General features: G+C 68.0%; 15 protein-coding genes. 8 read left to right on the top strand and 7 right to left on the bottom strand.

Annotation, left to right across the window (positions count from 1 at the left end; genetic code table 11):
* Nucleotides 1-35 precede the first annotated feature (35 nt).
* Nucleotides 36-611, top strand: a complete 576-nt coding sequence (locus QSK05_RS10895) for a ricin-type beta-trefoil lectin domain protein (RefSeq protein ID WP_285596723.1) — start codon at nt 36-38, stop codon at nt 609-611.
* Nucleotides 612-798: 187 nt separating this feature from the next.
* Nucleotides 799-2115 carry a S1 family peptidase gene (locus QSK05_RS10890; RefSeq protein WP_285596722.1) on the top strand — a complete coding sequence of 439 codons (1317 nt, stop codon included), beginning with the start codon at nt 799-801 and terminating at the stop codon, nt 2113-2115.
* 49 nt (nt 2116-2164) lie between these two features.
* Here QSK05_RS10890 and QSK05_RS10885 read toward each other — a convergent pair whose 3' ends face one another.
* Nucleotides 2165-3046, bottom strand: coding sequence for an alpha/beta fold hydrolase (locus QSK05_RS10885; RefSeq protein WP_285596721.1), 882 nt, complete (start codon nt 3044-3046; stop codon nt 2165-2167).
* Nucleotides 3047-3130: 84 nt separating this feature from the next.
* Entirely contained in the window at nt 3131-3748 is a 618-nt protein-coding gene (locus QSK05_RS10880) for a TetR/AcrR family transcriptional regulator (protein ID WP_285596720.1), read from the bottom strand.
* A gap of 159 nt (nt 3749-3907) precedes the next feature.
* Here QSK05_RS10880 and QSK05_RS10875 point away from each other — a divergent pair, with 159 nt between their 5' ends.
* The 3 genes from QSK05_RS10875 (at nt 3908) to QSK05_RS10865 (ending at nt 8938) form a co-directional block, all read left to right on the top strand.
* Complete coding sequence (locus tag QSK05_RS10875; RefSeq protein WP_502879750.1) at nt 3908-7153, top strand: ATP-binding protein; 3246 nt, start codon at nt 3908-3910, stop codon at nt 7151-7153.
* 131 nt (nt 7154-7284) lie between these two features.
* Complete coding sequence (locus QSK05_RS10870) at nt 7285-7989, top strand: alpha/beta fold hydrolase (protein ID WP_285596718.1); 705 nt, start codon at nt 7285-7287, stop codon at nt 7987-7989.
* A 64-nt stretch (nt 7990-8053) separates the two neighbouring features.
* On the top strand, nt 8054-8938 hold the full coding sequence (locus QSK05_RS10865) for an alpha/beta fold hydrolase (protein ID WP_285596717.1): 885 nt from the start codon (nt 8054-8056) through the stop codon (nt 8936-8938).
* 248 nt (nt 8939-9186) lie between these two features.
* Here the strand turns inward: QSK05_RS10865 and QSK05_RS10860 are convergent, their stop codons facing one another.
* The 3 genes from QSK05_RS10860 to QSK05_RS10850 form a co-directional block, all read right to left on the bottom strand.
* The gene (locus QSK05_RS10860; RefSeq protein ID WP_285596716.1) at nt 9187-9582 is read right to left on the bottom strand and encodes a hypothetical protein; all 396 of its coding nucleotides are present in this window, start codon (nt 9580-9582) and stop codon (nt 9187-9189) included.
* Nucleotides 9583-9660: 78 nt separating this feature from the next.
* The gene (locus tag QSK05_RS10855; protein ID WP_285596715.1) at nt 9661-13059 is read right to left on the bottom strand and encodes a BTAD domain-containing putative transcriptional regulator; all 3399 of its coding nucleotides are present in this window, start codon (nt 13057-13059) and stop codon (nt 9661-9663) included.
* A 1230-nt stretch (nt 13060-14289) separates the two neighbouring features.
* Nucleotides 14290-15165 carry a LysR family transcriptional regulator gene (locus tag QSK05_RS10850; RefSeq protein ID WP_285596714.1) on the bottom strand — a complete coding sequence of 292 codons (876 nt, stop codon included), beginning with the start codon at nt 15163-15165 and terminating at the stop codon, nt 14290-14292.
* A 69-nt stretch (nt 15166-15234) separates the two neighbouring features.
* On the opposite strand from QSK05_RS10850, the gene QSK05_RS10845 reads away from it, so the two are divergent.
* The 3 genes from QSK05_RS10845 to QSK05_RS10835 all read left to right on the top strand — a co-directional run bounded on the left by QSK05_RS10845 (nt 15235) and on the right by QSK05_RS10835 (nt 17264).
* Nucleotides 15235-15948, top strand: coding sequence for an SDR family NAD(P)-dependent oxidoreductase (locus QSK05_RS10845; RefSeq protein ID WP_285596713.1), 714 nt, complete (start codon nt 15235-15237; stop codon nt 15946-15948).
* A 152-nt stretch (nt 15949-16100) separates the two neighbouring features.
* Complete coding sequence (locus tag QSK05_RS10840; RefSeq protein WP_285596712.1) at nt 16101-16304, top strand: hypothetical protein; 204 nt, start codon at nt 16101-16103, stop codon at nt 16302-16304.
* A gap of 9 nt (nt 16305-16313) precedes the next feature.
* The gene (locus tag QSK05_RS10835) at nt 16314-17264 is read left to right on the top strand and encodes an MFS transporter (RefSeq protein WP_285597368.1); all 951 of its coding nucleotides are present in this window, start codon (nt 16314-16316) and stop codon (nt 17262-17264) included.
* A gap of 79 nt (nt 17265-17343) precedes the next feature.
* Here the strand turns inward: QSK05_RS10835 and QSK05_RS10830 are convergent, their stop codons facing one another.
* Nucleotides 17344-17856 (bottom strand): hypothetical protein, encoded by a 513-nt coding sequence (locus QSK05_RS10830; protein WP_285596711.1) that lies wholly within the window; start codon nt 17854-17856, stop codon nt 17344-17346.
* A gap of 82 nt (nt 17857-17938) precedes the next feature.
* The gene (locus QSK05_RS10825; RefSeq protein ID WP_285596710.1) at nt 17939-19174 is read right to left on the bottom strand and encodes a cytochrome P450 family protein; all 1236 of its coding nucleotides are present in this window, start codon (nt 19172-19174) and stop codon (nt 17939-17941) included.
* Nucleotides 19175-19315: the final 141 nt, after the last annotated feature.

Genomic DNA, 19315 nt, shown 5'->3' with positions numbered 1-19315 from the left:
GCTCCCCCGGTAACGGACCGACCACAGGAGAAACCATGTTCTCGGATCGACTTTCCCGACGGACGAAAACCGTCACCGCGATGGCCGCCGTGCCCGCTGTCGCCGCCGGACTGTGGGTGGCCACGGTCCCCGCGCACGCGGCGACCGAACCTGTCGCCGTGACCGCCGCGGCGGCCAAGCCCATCGCCGGAAAGGTGGTGGTGATCAAGACATCTAAGTACAAGGGCAAGGATCGCCTCGTCACCGTTCGCGGCAACGGATCGGCCGACCTGTTCCGGTCGAAGCCCACGAAGTCCAACGGTCTCTCCGCCGACGGAACCTCTTTCGTGCTGAAGAAGGTCGGCGGCACCACGTCGACCCGCTACACGATCAAGAGCCTGAACGACAGCGAGGAGGCTCGCGCGTACTGCCTCCAGCAGAAACAGAACGGCAAGCTGAACATCGTGGTCTGCAACAGCAAGAAGACGAACCAGCAGTTCAGCTTCGAGGCCAACGGCAAGAACTTCGCGATCGCCGGTAAGTGGGGTTACCTCAAGGCCGACAAGCGCAAGCTGCGCGTGGCCGACATCGACTCGGAGTCGATGAGCTTCTTCAGCGTGAAGCGCCGATAACAGCGGCAGAACAATCCTTCCGAAATCCAATGGGCGTCCCGGACGGCTTCGCCGCCCGGGACGCCCATTGCGTCTACCCACCGGGTGCGAGGAGCGGAGTCCGGCGGTCATCCGTTGTTAAGTCATTATCAACAGCGGTTCCACAGGATGGAGGCCGGTCATCCGACAGTTGTGGAACGGAGCGAACATGTCATCCCGTCAATGGGTCGCCGCAGTTACCGGGGCGCTGATCATCACGTCGGTAGTCCTGGCCCCGACCGGAAGTGCCGCCACCCCGGCCAGGCCCTCGCTGGACGAAGTCACCCTGTCCGCGTACTCCACGCAGGACGTCATCACGTCGCTGAAACCGGCCGAACGGAAAGGTTACAGCTCGATCCGCATCGACGATGCCTCCCGCAAGGTCGAGGTCCGCTGGAAGGGAAAACCGTCGGGTGAACTGCTGCGGCTCCTGCGTCAGAAGCATCTCGCCGACGATGTCGTGATGCTGCCGGCTGTCTACGACCAGAAGGAGCTGAAGGCGGCGGTCAAGGCGGTCATGCAGGCGGGCCCGGCCGAGGTCCAGGTGAACGGAGCCACCCTGGCGCGTCAGGACATCGTCGCCGCCGGGCCCCGCACCGACGGTTCAGGTCTCACGCTGCGGGTGGCCGCCCTGGCCCTGAACAAGGTTTCCGCGAGCAGGGCGACCGCCGAACGTTCTGAGCCCTCCGCCGAGGGAACCCTGACCCACTCGGCCAGGACCTTCCCGGTGGATATCTCCCCCGCCGCGGACATCCAGCCGGCTGTCTCCCGGGACGAGGCGCCGACTGAGGGCGGCCACGTGATTCACCTCAACGGGGGAACCTGCACGTCGGCATTCAATGTCTACAACGCGGCGGGCAAGCTCCGAGCGCTCACCGCCCGACACTGCGGCGCCAAGGGATCTGTGGTGTCGGATTCGAACTACCAGCCCTTCGGGGTGGTCGAGACGTCGAACACTGCCCACGACGTCTCCATGTTCGACAACAGCCGTTCATCCATGCGGTTCTCGCCCACCGTGGTCGGTGGCGGATCGCACAATGCCCTGTGGCAGACGACCTACAACGTGCGGCACGGAATGTCGGTGATCCAGGGTTCGCCAGTCTGTGTCTCCGGAGCGTACAGCGGTGAACGCTGCATGGGCCTGGTCACGCAGGTCGCCATGACCGTCATGGTCGCCGGGAACCTGGTGGACGACCTCTACTGGGTGCGTTCGGTGCCCTACAAGGAGGCCACCGTCGCGAACACCCTGGCCGGACCGGGGGACAGCGGCGCCCCGGTCTACGTCAAGGTCGCCTACGGCGACACCTACCGCGCGGCACCGGTCGGCATCCTGTCCTCGACCTACGGGGCCATCTACACCGACAGGTGCCCGGCCAACAACATCACCTTCGGATCCAAGCGGCTGTGCAGTTCCGAGATCCTGGTCGTGGACCTCTACGAGGCGATGCAATCGATCGGTGCCGACGAGATCTACACGGTGAACTGACGCCGTTCGGTGTCACGAACGATCCTCGAAGAGCGCGCTGGCGAAGAGCTCAGCGAAGGACCGCGTCTTCCAGATGCTTGTCCAGGAAGGCCCGCACGAGCGGTACGACCTCGTCCAGCGCGCTCTCGAGGAGGAAGTGCCCCCCGTCGAGAAGGTGGACCTCGACATCCGGCAGGTCAGCGGTGAAGGCGATGGCGCCGGCGGGTCCGAAGATGGGGTCGCCCCGCCCCCAAACCGCGAGCAGCGGAACCTGGCTCTCACGAAAGTACCGATGCACACGCGGGTACAAGGGCGGGTTCGACGCGTAGTCCATGAAGAGGGCGAGCTGGATCAGGTCGTTACCTGAGCGCGACAGTAGACCGTGGTCGTGGAGCCAGGTGTTGGGGTCCACCAGGGTTTCGTCGGCCACCCCGGCGAGATACTGCCAGCGTGTGAGCTCTAGCGTCAGAGCCTCCCGCATCCCGGCCTCGGTCTGGGGGGTCTGCGCCCGCCAGTAGTCCCGCACGGTCGTGAAGAACTCCGGCTGTAGGCCTTCGACGTAAGCATTGCCGTTCTGGCTGATGAGGGCCTTCACGGCTTCCGGTGCCCGCAGCGCGAGCCTCCACCCGATCTGCGCGCCGTGCCCCTGCACGAACAGGCCGTACTGCTCGATCCGCAGCTGCGCGACGAGGGACTGCGTGAGATCAGCGAGCGCGTCGAAAGAGTAGGCGAACTCGCGGACCGACGGGGTGTCGGAGAGGCCGAAGCCGAGGTGATCGGGGGCGATCAGGTGCCAGCGATCGGCCAGGCACGCGATCAGCTGCCGGAACATCAGAGAGCTGGTCGGGAACCCGTGCAGCAGGACCAGGGTGGGCCGGCCCGGGAGGCCTGCCTCGCGGTAGAAGATCCGCCGACCGTCGACCAGGGCGTACCGGTGATGGGTAGTGACCATGATCTGTTGCTTCTTTCGGCCGAGGTGCTCGCAGTCATCAGAACGTAGACAGTCGTTGTTGACAGGTTGTGGAATGGCGTCGGGTCAGTCCTTGAGGATCGCGGCCTTGACCCGCTCCAGGGACCATTCCTTGGCCCGGTCCACTCCCCAGCCGAACGTCTCGACCGCAAGGACGACCTGCTGGTAACGGAAGTGGAAGTAGATGATCTTGGCCGCGTCACCCACCGACAGGCCGTCGGCCAGGGCACCGACGTCCGCGATGCTCTGGGTGATCGCCTCCAGCGCCTCCCGGTGGCGCTGCTCGGCGACCTCCATGAACTCCTCGACGGGCTTGGAGCTGGCGGCGGCACGGTAGAGGACCGACATGATGTCGTTGGCCTCGAGGAAGTGTTCGATGTAGCCGTCGGCGAGGACCTCGAGCTTCTCCGCGCCGGTGGGCCGGGCGACGGCGTCACCGATGATCCGCCCCACGGTGGGACTGGTCGTCCAGATGTCCATCAGGGTCCGGAGCAGGCCTTCCTTACCTCCGCACTGGGCGTAGACGGTGGCGGTGGAGACCCCGGCCTCCCGGGCGATCTTCTCGACCGTGGTCTGTTCGTAACCGTGCGTGGCGAACAGCTTGCGGGCGGCGCTGACCACTTCCTCGCGGGTCATCTGGGCGTACCGCTCGCGACGGTTCGCTGGTGCTGCTCGCTCCGGCACGCTCTACTCCGCTCCTACTGACTGGAGACGGACTCCAGTGACTATGGCTGGACTGGTGCTCCAGTGAGTAGAGTGTACCCATAAGCAACACTTCGGCTATTCCGACCAGGCCCGGCAAACGGGGCATGACCTGGGTCGGGCCACTTCAAAGGGGTCGGAATGACCGTGACGCAGGTTTCTGTGGGCTTCGGCGGGCGAAAACCATTGACGGGCCAAGACACCTTGCGGCTGAACATCCTCGGTCCGCTTCGGGTGTGGCGGGGCGGGACCGAACTCGACACCGCGCCGCGTCAGCAGGCGTATCTCCTCGCGTTGCTGCTCGCCCGGGGCGGTCGCCCGACGGGCACCGCTGAACTCATCGACCTGATCTGGGGCGAAGAGGCACCGGCGAGCGCGCTGAACGTCATTCACAAGTACGTCGGGTTCCTGCGACGCCTGCTGGAACCGGATCTGCCGCCGCGGGAGGGCGGGACCTATCTGGTGAGCCGGGGAGGGGGCTATCTCTGGACCAGTGAGCCGGATGTGCTGGACCTCCTGACGTTCCGGCGGCTGACCGGCGAGGCCCGTACGACCCTCGCTCAGGGGGATGAAGAGGAGGCGCTCGACCACTACGTCGATGCGCTCGATCTGTGGAGCGGTCCGGCCGGCGACGGGTGGGCCCACGGCCCGTCGGCCGAACCGATTTTCGCCGGTCTGAACAAGGAGTACTTCCAGGCCTGTGTCGAGGCGGCCGCCACCGCTCGGTCCCTGAAACGGCCCGACCGGGTTCTCCGGGCGCTGCACCTGGCCGCCGCGATGGCCCCTCTGCACGAGCCGGTGCTGGCCGGTCTGGTGCTGTCGCTGGGAGAGGCGGGCCACCAGGCGGAGGCGCTGGCGGTGTTCGACGGCGCGCGGCGCCGACTGGCCGAAGACCTCGGCATCGACCCGGGAGTCGCTCTGCGCGAGGCCCATCAGCGAGTACTCGCGCAGACACCAGCATCGCGCCCGGGTCCGGTGCTCGCCACCACGTCCCCGGACCGGCCGATCATCCCCCAGTCCCTGGAAGCTTCGATCGCCCCCGGGCCGACGGAGCATCTGGTCGGCCGCACGGCCGAAATCACGGCGCTGCACCGGGCGGTCGCACCGACTCTGGCGAACGGGACCGCGGTCGTTCTCCTCGAGGGCGAGCCGGGAGCGGGCAAGAGCCGGCTCCTGCAGGAGGTCGCCGCTCACGCCGAGCACCAGGGCGCCCTGGTGGTCTGGGGTCATTGCCTGCCGGGTGAGGGTACGCCGACGATGTGGCCCTGGGTCGAGACCGTGAGCCGTCTGCTCGAAGCCCTGCCGCCGGATCGCCGCGAGGAGTGGCTGTCTCGTGACCTGGGCCATCTCGTGGGCTCCCCCGGCAAGACCGCCGCGCCGGCGACCGTCTCGGACGGCAACGGACGGTTCCGCCTGCGCGAGCAGATTCTCGGCCTGATCGCCGAGTGGGCGGGTGAGCGACCGGTCGTGCTGGTGCTCGACGATCTGCAGTGGGCCGACACCAGTTCGCTACAACTGCTGGAGCATGTCGTGACCCGGCTTCCCGCCAGGTCCGCCGTGGTCGGGGCCTTGCGCAACCGCGGCACCTCGGCCAGTCTCGAACTGGTCCGTACGCTCGCAGCAATCAGCCGGATCCCTGGCCACCGGCGCGTTGTCGTCGGCCCCCTCAGCCCGGACGAGGTGGCCGAGCTCGTCCGTCTCGAGACCGGTGTTCTCCCGGCGACCGACGTGGCCGGCCTGGTGCACACCCGTACCGCGGGTAATCCGTTCTTCGTCCGGGAACTGGGTCGGCTGCTGGCTTCCGACAGTGTGATCACTCAGGAGACGGTGCTGGGACGAGGCGTTCCGGTGACCGTCCGCGACGTCGTCCGGGACCGGCTGGCCGGCCTGGATCGCGAAGAGCTCGATCTCCTCGAGACCGCGGCGCTGGTGGGACGCAACGTCGAACTCGCTCTGCTGGCCCGATCGGCGTCCCTGGATGTGGTTTCCTGCCTGAACCGCTTGGAACCGCTGTGCGAGCTGGGTCTCGTCGGCCCGGTCCCGGGTGACCCGTTCTCCTACCGTTTCACTCACGACCTGGTGCGTCAGGCCGTGTCGGAGGAGATCTCGCCCGGTCGCGCCGCGGCCTTGCACGGGCGTATCGCGGACGCCATGGAGCAGGTCGGTCTGAGTGACGAGTCCGTGGCCGAGAGGGTCGCCCACCATCTGTGGGCCGCGGGCCCGATGGCAGACCCTGCCCGGACGGTCACGGCCCTTGTCCGGGCCGGCACCCGGGCCCTGGCCAAGACCGCTCTGGGCGCGGCCGAGCGTCACTTCGGGTCGGCCGTCGAACTGGCACGCCGGTCCTCTCTGCCCGGGCCCGAGCTGGAGGCGCTGTCGCAGTTGATCGCCGTCGTCGGGCAGCGATCGATGTACGGCATGGCCTCTGTCAGCCTGATGGAACGAGCGGAGCAGATCGCGCTGCGCCTGGGGCGTGAGCGCGAGGCCGCCGGGTTCCTCTTCTCCCGCTGGACCGCTCACGGTCAAGCCCTCGAACTGGATCGCAGCACTCCGCTGGCCCGTCGTCTGGACGATCTCGGACGGTCCTCCACCGACCCGGTGGTGCGCGCGTACGCCGACGCGGCGGCGGGTATCCACGAATGGTGTCTCGGCAACGTCGGCGCGTCGTTCCGGCGACTGAGTACGACGGAGGCGGGACCGCTGCCGGCCCCGGGTGCCCCGGAGCACGATCCCGTCCGTGACGGTGTGCAGCTGATGTCGGCCGGGATGTTTGCCGAGATCGCGGCCTACTACGGAGAGACGGACACCGCCCGGTCGTTGCTCGCCGATCTGGCCGCGGCCACCGGCGACGACCCCTATGCGATCACCGTCGCGACGTCTTTCGAGGCCCGGGCCGCGGCGGTGGTGGGCGACGCGGGCTGGGCCCTGAGGGCCGCCCGTCGGGGCATCGCCGCCGATCCGGACTTCTCGTTCTTCTCGCTCGGTACCTACCTGAGGCTGGCCCAGCACTGGGCTCTGGCGATGACCGGCCAGGATCCCGCAGCCGCCGCAGACCAGGCCGAACATCTCATCGTCGCCAATCTGTCCTCTCCCGCCCGTACCTGCGTCTCGACCTGGTACGCGCTCCTCGGCGAAATGCGCATGGCTGCACGCGACCTGGACAAGGCCGCAGCGGCGGTCGACCGGGCCGAGGACTCGCTGGAGCGCTACGGCCAGAGGTCCTCGGAAGGGCTGATCAGGTTGCTCCGAGCCAAGGTGATGGCGGCCCGGGGCGACCACCGAACCGCTCGGCATCACGCCGAGCAGGCCCGGGACGTCGCGTTCGGGCAGGGTGCCCATCTGTTCGTGCGCCGCACCGACCACTTCCTCGCGGATCTCGACCGGTGAGATTCTGAGTGAATCGCCGCTGACCGTCCTCAACGAGAACAGATTCACTGATACTCCACTTGAGACACCTAGCGTGAAGCCACGAAACAGCTGATCGCTCGGAAGTTCCCATAGTGGAGAGGTGCCACCTCATGTCGGCAACGGTACTGCTCGTTCACGGCGCATTCGCCGACGGATCATCCTGGAACCGGGTGATCGACCGGCTGCACCGCGAAGGTGTCGCAGCCCGTGCGATCGCGAACCCGCTGCGCGGCCTCACCTCCGACGGCGAGTACGTCGCCGGCGCCATCGCTCAGACCGACGGCGATGTCGTGCTCGTCGGCCACAGCTACGGCGGGGCGGTCGCGACCTACGCCGGCAGTTCGGCCCCGAACGTCAAGGCTTTCGTCCTCGTCGGCGCGTTCGGGCTCGACCAGGGCGAGAGCGCACAGAGCGCGACCGCCGAATACCCCGACCCGGCGCTGCTGTCCGCCCTGCAGCCGTGGACCTACCCGGGAAGCGACATCCCCGAGGTCACCATCCAGGTTGACCGGTACCCGGACGTTTTCGGCGCCGACCTGCCCGAGGGCGAGGCTGCCCTCGGAGCCCTCAACCAGCGACCGGTCGCCGCGCAGGCTCTCGGTGAGCCGCTCGCTGTGGCCCCGACCTGGCGGAATGTTCCCACCTGGTGGGTGTTCGGCAGCGCCGACCACGCGATCCACCCCGATTTCCAGCGCGAGACGGCCAAGAAGATCGGGGCCACCGTGGTCGAGCTCGAGGGCGGATCGCACGCCGTCGCCCAGTCCCGGGCCGACGAGGTCACGGCCGTCATCCTCGAGGCCGTCCACTCGCTCTGACCGGCCGTTCACCGCTTCTGTCACCAGCCGCACGCTCTTCCGTCCCTCTGCATCTGGAGAAATCGTGACCACCAGTTCGTCCGTGCCCGTCGTCCACCACAAGACCGAAAATCTCGACGGGTTCGAGCTCTTCTACCGGGAGGCGGGCCCGGCCGACGCCCCGGTCATCGTGCTTCTTCACGGCTTCCCGACGTCGTCCCACATGTTTCGTCATCTGATTCCATACCTGGCAGACCGTTTTCACGTCATCGCGCCCGACCTTCCGGGCTACGGTCAGAGCGCGGCGCCCGACCGGTCGGAGTTCTCGTACACGTTCGACAACGCGGCCCTGTACGTCCAGAAGCTGCTGAACAAGCTCGGTGTCACCCGGTACGCCGTCAATGTCTTCGACTACGGCGCGCCGACCGCCTGGCGCCTGGCTCTCGCCGACCCCGACGCGATCACCGCCCTGGTCGTGCAGAACGGCAACGCCTACGACGAAGGACTCGACAACGCCTTCTGGGCGCCGATCAAACGCTACTGGGCCGACACGAGCCAGGAGAGGCGCGACGCCCTGCGTTACCTGGTCACACTCGAGACCACGAAGTTCCAGTACACCGACGGCATGGCCTACCCGTCACGGATCTCGCCCGACAACTGGGTCATCGACCAGGCACTGATGGACCGCCCGGGCAACGACGAGATCCAGCTCGACTACTTCCTCGACTACGGCACCAACCCGGCCCTGTACCCAGCCGTTCAGGACTGGCTGCGCACCCGGCAGCCGCCCACTCTGATCGTCTGGGGCGCCAACGACACGATCTTCCCGGCCGAGGGCGCCCACCCCTACAAGCGAGACCTGAAAGACCTGGAGTTCCAACTCTTCAGCAGCGGGCACTTCCTCCTGGAAGACCGCGCCGACGAGGTCTTCCCGCTGATCCACGACTTCCTGTCCCGCAAGATCGCCTGAACCGACGTGATCGTAGCCCGACCGGCACACGTTAAGCCGGTCGGGCTACGGACGGAACCAGAAAAGGTTCTCCCCTCATGGAACCTGACCCCGGCCGTCGGATGGACGCGGCGACGGCTCTCGAGCAGTTGCGGCCGTTCCGCCTGCACACCCCGGCCATCGCGCCCGGTGAATTCGCGGCGTGATCGACGCGGTGTCCGGGACGGCTCCTAGCTTCCGCCGCCGTCCCGGGCCCTTCTGCAGCCAGGTCAGCAGCTGTAGTAGACCGTGGGGTCGAGGTAGTTGGACCCAGTCACGCCCAGCCCATGAATATCGTCCCCACAGTCCCACCGGAAGACGAACGCGGAGCTCTTGAGATCCTTGTACTGGAGCGGGTTCAGGAGCTGATGCACCCGAACCACGAATTTGTCACCAGCATAGAACTGCTGTGGACTGCAGTATCGATCCACGTGCCAGGTCGTCCCTCGCGACGGAACGATGATGTCGATGGTCACGCCGAAGTTGGCGTTGCAGACGTTCACCCCTACGGGGGTCGCAGCCTGAGCCGGCTGGGCCACGGACAGCGTCCCGAGAACGGCCATGGTGGCGGCGAACAGAAAAGCGGCCTTACGTTTCAGCTTCAAATCCACTCCGATCAGAGTCATGGTCGGGTCTCATCCTCGACCCCGGGACTGGATCGCCGATGGACAACGACTTGATGACGACCGACGCATCTATCGTGATCAGCCCACTGTCTGATGGTGGTCGAGGCTGGCCAGGAACGTCTCGGCGCGATAGGCGAAGAGGTGCGCGCCACGTTCGCAGGATCGGACACGGGCCGCTTCGGCGGCGGCCCGTACGACGTCGACGGGTTCGCCGCGCGCGTGCAGCAGGCGCGCGCGCAGCAACAGGAGAAGTCCTTCGGCGTAGCGTTGGCCGAGGTCGTTGAGGACCTGGCCAGCCTGCTCGAGAGCGGTCGAGGCCTTATCGGGCATTCCCGCGGCCAGCCACATCTCGGCAATCAGTCCATACCAGTAGGCGAGGCCCCATCGTGGCGGGTCGAGCAGGGTCGCGGCCAGGACATGTTCGGCCTCGGCCGCGTTGGCGGCAGGGTCGTCGCCGGTCAGTGCACGGGCCCAGTACCAGTCCAGCCGCACATAGGCCTCCTGCGCGACCCCGGGAAGGTCGGCGCTTGCCGCGACCCAACGCTCGGTGGCGTGCATCGCCCAGGCCGCGTCACCGGCCATCGAGGCGGCCATGGTTTGGTAGCGGGTCCAGCCCGACATCTCAAAAGGGTCACCTTCGGCCTGGTAGACCGTGCCGAGCAGGGACCGCCCCGCCTCGACATCGCCGTGCAGCGTGGTGATCACGGCCAGGTAGCCGATCCACTCGTCCGGGATCCGCCAACGCCCGAGGTCATGGCGGCGTCTCACCGGGACACCTCCGACCTGGCCCGCAAGGTGATAGAGGCTCTCCTGAGCCGGTCCCGGATTCGGGTCGGCCGCATTCGCGAGCAGCGCGGCAACGCCGTCTGCTGTGGTTTGGCCGAGCCCGCTGAAACACTGGTACGCCGCGCCGATGTCACCGATGTCCCATTGGTGCAGGCCCCAGGCCTGCCGACCGTACGCCTGGATGATCGGGTCCGCGGACGCCTGACCTAGTTCATGCAGCCGCCGAGCCCATATCTCACGATCCTTCTCGGTGGAGACGTAGGCCCCGGTCATCCGAAAGAAGAGAAACTCGGCCGCGGCCGTCTCGCGGCCGAGTTTGCGGGCAAGATATGCGCCCCGTTCGAGCTGATCGAGCGTCGATCCGCCCATTCCTGGGGGCTCCACCGCGAGGAGGTTGAGCAGCGACAGGGCCGACAGCTCCAACTCCAGCAGCCCTGCCGTCCGGGCGATCTGGATGGCTGATTCCAGATTTCGATAGGCGGCTGCGAACGCGAGCTTGGTCGCCGCGCGGCGACCGGCGAGTGCCAGGGCCTCCGCGGTGCGAACCGGGTCGGCCAGGGGGCCGGCGGCCCACAAGTGGTAGGCAAGACGTTCGGCGACGGACTCGTCGTCGGCACGGATGTGTTCGATGGCGTCAGCGACGCGTAGATGCAGCTGGACGGCCTGCGGCCGCGCGATGGTCTCGGTGACCGACTCGCGCACCAGGTCGTGTGCGAAGCGCCACCCGAACGGATCCTCCGGCTTGCTCTCCAGGAGCCCCAGCGCCTGCAGCGGCTCGAGGCGTTCGAGGCAGTCCGCGACATCGACACCGATCGCGCGAGCGAGCAGATCGAGTTCCACGTCGCGGCCGATGACTGCGGCCATGTGCAGCAGGTCGTGAGCGCTGTCGTCGAGACCGGTGATTCGATCACGGACAACGTCTCGCACAGTAGCTGGTACCCCGGCCCGTAATGACGCGCCGCCTTCTTGGAGGGAGCCGCCGTCGCTGAGCAGCCGGGACAGCTCCTGGACGTAGAACGGATTGCCGGCGGTGCGGGCATGGATTCCGTGGGCGACGTCGGAACTGGGACTGTGGCCGGTTTCGCGTCGGATGAGCTCGGTCACGTCCGTCAGACTGAGCGGGCCGAGCCGGATCCGGCGGTGGCCGGGCAGCCGGCTGGCCGCGGCCAGGACCCGGGACAGATCGGAACCTGGCGTGGGCGCGCGATCTCGCAGTGCGCCGATAACAACTGTGCCCATGGGCAATCGAGTCGCCAGGTGGCCGAACAGCTCGAGCGAGGCGGCATCGGCCCACTGAAGGTCGTCGACGATCAGCAGCATGGGCCGTTGCGCCGAGGCCTGTCCGACGACGGTGACGACGTGCTCGAACTGACGGAAATGGGAGCCGCCGTCGGGTATGACCGGCGAGGCGGGGCGGTCGTCTCGCGATTTGAGAAGGCTACCGAGGTCGCTGGCGAGCCACTTCTCCCGCGACGGTGCGGGCAGGCTGTCGAGAATCGGGCCGAGGGCTTGTTCCCAGGGCCACATCGAGGGTGTCCCGTCACCTTCCAGACACGAACCCCAGACGACCAGTGCGCCACGCCGGCTCGCTTCGGTGGCAATCTCCTGCACCAAGCGGGTCTTGCCCACGCCCGGCTCGCCTTCAACGATCCGGATCGCTGGTCGGCCGTCGAATGCCATCTCGACGCAGTCCCGCAGCAGGGCGAGCTCCTCCGACCGGCCGACCAGCCCAGCTGCCGTTTGCGCCGGCGTGCCGTCACGTCCGCCGTCGGCTTGTGCCACGACCGGCGACGCCCCAGTCTGCGACAGGACCCGCTGGTATGCGGCTTGCAGTTCTTGGCCGGGATCGATGCCGAGCTCGTCGGCCAGCCGGGCACGGACCTCGCGAAATACCGACAGCGCCTCCGCCTGGCGTCCCGCCGCCCCGAGGCTGGAGATGAGGCCCGCCTGCAAGGGTTCGTGGAACGGTGCCATCGATGCGGCAAACTGCATTGCTGGCAACACCTCTCCCGGTCGACCCAGCGACACCGCCAGTTCGGCCGCTCCGATGCATACGGCGTGGAACTCGTCGTTGAGGGCTGCGAAGGTCGGCAGCGCGGTCGACCGGTGAGTGAACCCCTCACCCGCGCGTCCTTGCCAGAGGCCCAGCGCCTCGAGATAGCGATCGAGCGCCGTCTCCAGACGCTCCCGGGCCAGGGCTTCCTTGGCCGCCTTGACGACCTCTCGGAAGGCGAGCAGGTCCAGAGTTCCTGGATCGGCGGTGAACAGGTAGGAGCCGCCGCGGCGGTGCAAGTATGAGCCGGGCATTCGGGCGGATGTCGTGGGTTCGAGCAGTCGCCTCAACGCGCTGACGTACTTGTGGATGACGTTGACCGCGCTACCGGGGGCGTTGTCGTCCCAGATCAGGTCGATGAGCTCGCTCGTGCTGACCGGACTGCCCACCCGAGCGAGAAGCAGGGAGAGCAGATACGCCTGTTGCGGCGGACCGGCCTCCAGTTCGACACCATCGCGCCACACCCGCAACGGGCCCAGGATCTGAAGGCGCAGATGAGCGCCGCCGTCCGGGCGATCGTCGGCGCCTGGGCGGATGGGTTGAATGGGCCCGGTCACGCCGGCTCCAGGCCCAGAAACCTGAAGGCTTCGTGTCGATTCGGATTCACGATTTCGCCGGGCAGAGGGTTCATCGACCATCGCCCCGCTCCTTGGACCTCGTGGTTCCGCCCGGAGAATACGGACCGCCAGGTATGCGGATCTTCTCCCGTGGCAGCAGACTGCACGCCGGAGGGCGGAGGGCGGAGGGCGGAGCTGGGCCTACGGCCGCCACTCACATGGTGAATCGTCACAATTAAGGGTAAAGCACCGTATACCGCTCGAACACCGGTCAATTCTTTGTCACACGAGCAACGCCCGAAAGCCACGAGTCGACTGGTGGCCCCGGGCACGACAGTCACCGCACCGGGCCGCGTTCGATCCCAGCATGGTACGAATAACTGCCCGCATCCTATGTTTACGCAGTTCAGCAGGTGCTGGTCAGGGGTGCGAATACTGGCCGAATTCCCGGCCGACAACTGTTGGGTAAATTCCGGCTGAACGCCAGTACATCTCGGGCGGCCATCAGCCTCCGCACGGTCCCGGGATCAACGCCGGCCAACTTCGCCGCAGAATGCGCGCTGCCGGTCCTGTCGAATGCGTCGAAGATTTCCGTGATCTCCCTGGCCGATTTCGTCACAATCCTTCCGGAGGAGTCCAGCTCGTGTGTGGCCAGAGACCACGAGCCCACTACCGGAGGGGCACCCACCGCCGACCGACACACCGCCGGGGCCGGCGCTATCAAGAAGCCAGGACAGGGAGACCAAACTGTCCGCGAGGAGAGGCCCCTCCTGTCCGGCTACAAGGAGCCGTCACGTCCGCCGTCAGTGGGCTCCGAATGAAACCGATGTGGAGATGACAGTTTCGGCTGCTACTGGCGGGCAGGTGCCAGTGCCTGGATCTCGTGGTTGCCGCCGGATAGGCACTCCGGAAGGCCTTCCGCGCGGGTTGCCGGCTCTGCGGGTGACCAATGCGCTCGTATCGGTCCCGGGCGAGTCGCCGGGCCCAGTTCAGCTGGCGCCGGCGCGGCCGGCCGGTGGGGTCCGAGGCCGCCCACTACGCCCCTGCTATGCGTGCCGACGGCTGACAGCGGCCAGGGGGTCGTCGTCGGGCCCGGCGGGTCCAGGGCGTCCAACTTCTGCAAGCGACCTGCGCCATCGCCGAGGCGATGCGCGGGATCTGCGATCCACGGGGATGGCGAGGAGTACCGGACCACACCGGATGCGACACCCAGTTAACAACTGTCCCGAGGCCTACTCAGACATGGCAGCTAGCACGCCCGGTCCGCGTCCGCACCGCCGTCGGATCGACCAAGCCCCGGCGAAGGCGCCATCACGACAAAATCCCCTCAGCAACGGGAAAACCTGCGTTCCGGGCCGCCTCCTGAGCAGTCCGCACGAAGGCCGCCACCGCGGTCGAACGCGACGCCGCCGGCCAGACCACGCTCAGCGTCACCGGTTCCATCCCCTCCACCGGGCGGTAGGCGATCCCCGGCCGGGGCGTGCGCTCGGCCAGCCAGGCGGGCAGGAACCAGACCACGCTGCCCACCTCGATCAAGTTGAAGATCTGGGCGAGGTCCAGCGGCTGGAACGGCCCGGTCGCCGTTCCCGACAGCCCCTGCTCGGCCGGCATCCCGTACGGCAGAAGCCGACCGGCCAGGTCGGGCAGCCGCAGACTGCTGCGCGCGGCCAGCGGGTCGGACGCAGCCAGGGCCACCACCCGCGGACCGGTGATCAGAGGCTCACTGTCCAGCCCGCGTCCGTCGAACGTCGTCGCCACCAGCGCCACGTCGGCCCGCCCCTCGCGCAGCGCCACGATCTGCTCGCCGTACCCGCCCAGCACCAGCTCGACCGGCAGCGCATCGTAGGCGTCGAGCATCACCGGCAGCAGTCCGGCGTCGTAGTCGGCCTTGAGCGCCAGCCGCAGGGTGGGCCTGCCCGTGCCCACGTGCCGGGCCCGGTTCCCGGCCGCCGCGACCGCGTCCAGGGCGACCCGCGCGTCCTCCAGCAGTGCCCGTCCCGCCGGGGTGAGGGACACCTGCCGGGTGGTACGCACCAGCAACTGGACGCCGAGCTGACGCTCCAGGTCGCGGATCGCCCGGGACAACGGCGGCTGGGCCATGCCCAGACGCTCGGCGGCCCGCCCGAAGTGCTGCTCCTGCGCCACCGCCACGAAGTACCGCAGCTGCCGGGTCTCGAGGTGACTCATATCGGCACGGTATCAATCGAGAGCGAGACGGTCCTTCCGACACAGCCCCGACCGCCCTTGACTACACCCATGAGCGAATTCCTGAACGGCAAGGTCGTCATCGTCACCGGAGCCTCCTCCGGCATCGGCGAGGCGACGGCCCGGCTCCTGCACGAGGCCGGGGCCCATCCCGTCCTGGCCGCCCGCCGCGCCGACCGGCTCGAGACCCTGAGCAAGGAACTGGACGGAACGCTGGCCGTCGCCACCGACGTGACCGTCCCGGAACAGGTCCAGGCGCTCGTGCAGGCCACGATCGACCGGTACGGACGCGTGGACGCCCTGGTCAACAACGCCGGCGCCGGCGCCGCCCACCCCATCGACGGCATCGAGCCGGCGGCCTTCCTGGACATGCTGAACCTGAACGTGGTGAGCGTCGTGACCACCATTCAGGCCGTGCTGCCGCACATGAGAGCAGCCGGCGGCGGGCGCATCGTCAACGTCAGCTCAGGCTCCACACTGAGGCCGATGGCGGGCAACGCGATCTACCCCGCCTCCAAGACCGCGGTGAACTGGCTGAGCCAGGTGGCCCGGATGGAGCTGGAAGGAGACAACATTCAGGTCACCCTGCTGCTACCTTCGGTCACGGACACCGAATTCTTCGACGGGAGCGAGTTTCCGGCCGGCGTGGTGCCGCACTCGGCCGAATACGCAGGCCGGGTGGTCCTTCGGGCCCTGCGCACCGGCGAGGAGCGCATCGAGATCCCGTTCGGCCCCGAGCAGCCCGACTTTCCCGAGAAAGGCTGACGGCAGCCACTAGTCATCGACTATCCCGGACGGACCGGCGGGGCCCGTCCGGGCCCGTCCGGGCGCTGGACGCCACACCGCACATATCCGCGCGCCCGTACCCCGTCGGAAATGCCCTGCACGCCCGGCCACCGGCGCGCAAGACTCCGAACATGCTCACCACCTATCGCCAGCTGTTCGCGCAACCGGGGATCCGCGTCCTGATGCTGGTCGGGCTCCTGGCGAAAATGCCCGGCGTGGGTATCACTCCGGTACGGATGCTCCACGTCGTGACGAACCTGGACCGGGGCTTCGGCGCGGGAAGTCTGGTGGCGGCCGGCTGGACGGCCGGTGCCGGGCTCGGCGCCCCCTTCTAGGGTCGTGGCCTGGACCGGTACGGCCTACGCACGGTCATGGGCCTGCTCATGGTGGCCCAGGCAATGTTCTGGGGCCTGGCCTCTTTCCTGCCGTTCCCGGTACTGCCGGCCGTGGCCTTCCTCGGCGGCCTGACCACGCTGCCCGCCTTCATCGTGATCCGTCCGGCCCTGGCGAACCGGGTCACCGAAGAGCACCGGCACACGGCCTACGCCGCCGACGCGATCACCACCGACATCGCCTACATGTCCGGCCCCGCACTCGGCATCCTGCTCGCCTCGGCCACCTCTCCCCGGGCGGCGTTCCTGTCGATGGGCGCGCTCTTACTGACGGCCGGGACCGCCTACCTGCTGATCGACCCGCCGTTGCGAGCGGCCCGCCCGGCCGGGGGACGCCGCGAAACCATCGACCGGCCAATGGCTCACACCCTCCATGATGTGCGCACTAGGGACGACCGTCGCGGCGGCGATCTCGGTGATGAGTTTCGAGGTCGCGGCCATCGGGACCCTGCCGCAGCAGGGCGAGCTGCGCTGGAGCTGGCTGCTGCTGGTGGGGGCCGGAAGTGCCTCGGTGATCGGCAGATTCGTCTACGGCGGCTTGCGCAACCCGCCGTCGGTGTTCACCGTCACGGCCGGGCTGGGCCTGCTGTGCCGATCGGCCTGGCCGGCACCTGGTACTGGCTGTGCCTGTTCGCGCTGCCTGCCAACCTTCTCGTCGCCCCCGCCCTGTCGGCGAGCGCCGACGCCATCAGCCGCATCACCCCCGATAACAGCAAGGGCGTGGCCATGGGCAGCTACGCCAACGCCGTCCTGGCCGGCAGCGTCATCGGCTCCCCCCGTGGCCGGGGCACTGCTCGATCACGGCGGCCCGGCCGTGTCGTTCGCCGTGTTCGGGGCGATCACCCTCGTCCTCAGTGGTCTCCTCCGGCTCGGCGATCTCCGGTCGGTCACCTGAAAATGTAGAGCAGAGGACGCATCACACCACCGGTCCGGTACCCGTCGGGTACCGGACCGGCCGGGTGGTGGAGCCTGTTCAGGTCGTTCAGCTAGCTGGTGGCCAGGGCACCGGCCCACCGAGGGCCAGGTAGGCCAGGGGCACGCTGGCGAAGGTCATGATCCAGGTGACCACCTCCTCGGCCGGTCCCCCGGTATTCAATCTGAAGCCGATGCGTTTCTTGTTGCCCATCAGGGTGAGGATCCCGAACGGAATGCCTCCCCAGAAGAAGTCCACCGCCAGGTGGGAACCCCACGCCGACGCGGCGGCGATGACGAACCAGTCCAGGTCGTCACCGGCGACCATCGTCAGCAGGTAGAGCACTCCCGCGACGAGTTCCGGCATGTGGGTGGGCCCACGGTGCCCGCCCGGGATGATCTTCGCCATCACCCCGCCCTGGTCCGAGTCCGGGGACCAGTCGTCCGCGCACATGCTGGAGGCGACGATGGCGCCGGCCACGACGTGTTGCCAGCTCAGTGGTTGTTCGCCGAGGAATCGTTCAGCAGTGCAGACGCTGAGCCAGGTTGCTTGTGCGGCGGCTTGATGGCCGAGCCTGTTCATGTGGTGCGGGGTCTCCGTTCACGAGCGGCCCCTCCTTGATCAAGAAGGGACAGCTAGTGCACCAGATGAACCTTTTGCTCCTTCACTCGGGCATCAACAGCACCGGCAGGCTCAGAGGACCTCGCATCATGCCGGCCGGGATCCAGCGCACCTCGTCCACCGGGACCGCCAGACGCAGATCGGGGAACCGGTGCAGCAGGGCGCCGATCGCCGTCGAGGCCTCCATCCGGGCCAGGGGCGCCCCGAGGCAGTGGTGGATGCCGTGCCCGAACGAGAGGTGCCGGGCACCGGGGCGGGTGACGTCCAGCGCGGCCGGGTCGCCCGCACCCTGCGGAGCGTCGCGGCTCGCCTGCGCCAGGTAGACGGCGACCACGTCACCGCGCCGGATCTGCGCCCCGCCCAGCTCCAGGTCCTGCGCCGCGTACCGCATCGTCGCGACCTCCACGGACGAGTCCAGCCGCAGGAACTCCTCCACCGCGGGCTCGACCAGCTCCGGCCGCTCGCGCAGCAGCCGGGCCTGGTCGGGGTGCCGGAAGAGCGCCACCAGGGCGTTGCCCATCAGGTTCACCGTGGTGTCGTGCCCGGCGATCACGAGAAGGGAGGCCGTGGCGACCAGCTCGTCCTGCGACAGGCGACCGTCCTGGGCACTCGACTGGGCGGTCAGGTCCGAGAGCAGGTCGTCGGCGGGTGCGGCGCGCTTGCGGTCCACCAGGCCGGACACGTACCGGTTGAGGCTCAGGCCGCCGGCCCGCTGCTGCTCCGAGGGCGGGCTGAGGAAGTCGCTCGTCCACCGGCGGAAATCGTCGCGCTCCCCCTCCGGCACCCCCAGCAGCTCACAGATCACGGTGATGGGCAGGGGCGCGGTGAACGACTCCACCAGGTCCACCTCGCGCCGGCCGGCCATGGCGTCCAGCAGCCCGTCGGTGATCTCCTGAACCCGCCGGGCCAGCAACTGGGTGCGGCGGGGGCTGAAAGCGGGCGCCACCAGCCGGCGCAACCGGGTGTGGTCAGGCGGATCCAGCTGCAGCATCGAGCCGCCCAGCCCGACCCCGACCTTGTGCGAGGTGATCCCGGCCTCGGCCAGCAGGGCCTCGGCCGGGGTGACGTCGTGCAGCAGGGCCGGGTGGGTCAGGGCCTCGCGAGCCTCCTCGTAGGAGAACACGCCCCAGACGTCGATGCCCGAGCCGAGCTGCACGCGGTGTACCGGGCCGAGCGCTCTCAGTTCGCTGAAAACCTGCGGGGCATGGGCTTTGACCTCGGGCGTGATGCGGAGAACGGCACTGCGGGATGTGGCTTCACTGGCTTCGAGCTGAGTCATCGAACTCTCCCCGATTCGGGCGGGCCGGGTGGGCAACTCCCAGCTTCGGTCTGACCGGCCGGTAAGTCCTCCTCCGATTGGCTTCCGGAGCACGTTCATGCCAGGTTTGTACGATTCACCAGGGCTCAGCATGTCTTGGCA

The sequence above is a fragment of the Kineosporia sp. NBRC 101731 genome (assembly GCF_030269305.1).
Taxonomy (GTDB): Bacteria; Actinomycetota; Actinomycetes; order Actinomycetales; family Kineosporiaceae; genus Kineosporia.
Note: the sequence above shows the minus strand (reverse complement) of the source record. Positions and strands in the feature narration are given on the sequence as shown.

What these genes read in the sequence shown, in the direction of transcription:
- QSK05_RS10895 (WP_285596723.1), top strand. Translation starts at nt 36, where the DNA reads ATGTTCTCGGATCGACTTTCCCGACGGACGAAAACCGTCACCGCGATG.
- QSK05_RS10890 (WP_285596722.1), top strand. Translation starts at nt 799, where the DNA reads ATGTCATCCCGTCAATGGGTCGCCGCAGTTACCGGGGCGCTGATCATC.
- QSK05_RS10885 (WP_285596721.1), bottom strand. Translation starts at nt 3,046, where the DNA reads ATGGTCACTACCCATCACCGGTACGCCCTGGTCGACGGTCGGCGGATC.
- QSK05_RS10875 (WP_502879750.1), top strand. Translation starts at nt 3,908, where the DNA reads ATGACCGTGACGCAGGTTTCTGTGGGCTTCGGCGGGCGAAAACCATTG.
- QSK05_RS10870 (WP_285596718.1), top strand. Translation starts at nt 7,285, where the DNA reads ATGTCGGCAACGGTACTGCTCGTTCACGGCGCATTCGCCGACGGATCA.
- QSK05_RS10860 (WP_285596716.1), bottom strand. Translation starts at nt 9,582, where the DNA reads ATGACTCTGATCGGAGTGGATTTGAAGCTGAAACGTAAGGCCGCTTTT.
- QSK05_RS10855 (WP_285596715.1), bottom strand. Translation starts at nt 13,059, where the DNA reads ATGGTCGATGAACCCTCTGCCCGGCGAAATCGTGAATCCGAATCGACA.
- QSK05_RS10850 (WP_285596714.1), bottom strand. Translation starts at nt 15,165, where the DNA reads ATGAGTCACCTCGAGACCCGGCAGCTGCGGTACTTCGTGGCGGTGGCG.
- QSK05_RS10845 (WP_285596713.1), top strand. Translation starts at nt 15,235, where the DNA reads ATGAGCGAATTCCTGAACGGCAAGGTCGTCATCGTCACCGGAGCCTCC.
- QSK05_RS10840 (WP_285596712.1), top strand. Translation starts at nt 16,101, where the DNA reads ATGCTCACCACCTATCGCCAGCTGTTCGCGCAACCGGGGATCCGCGTC.
- QSK05_RS10830 (WP_285596711.1), bottom strand. Translation starts at nt 17,856, where the DNA reads ATGAACAGGCTCGGCCATCAAGCCGCCGCACAAGCAACCTGGCTCAGC.
- QSK05_RS10825 (WP_285596710.1), bottom strand. Translation starts at nt 19,174, where the DNA reads ATGACTCAGCTCGAAGCCAGTGAAGCCACATCCCGCAGTGCCGTTCTC.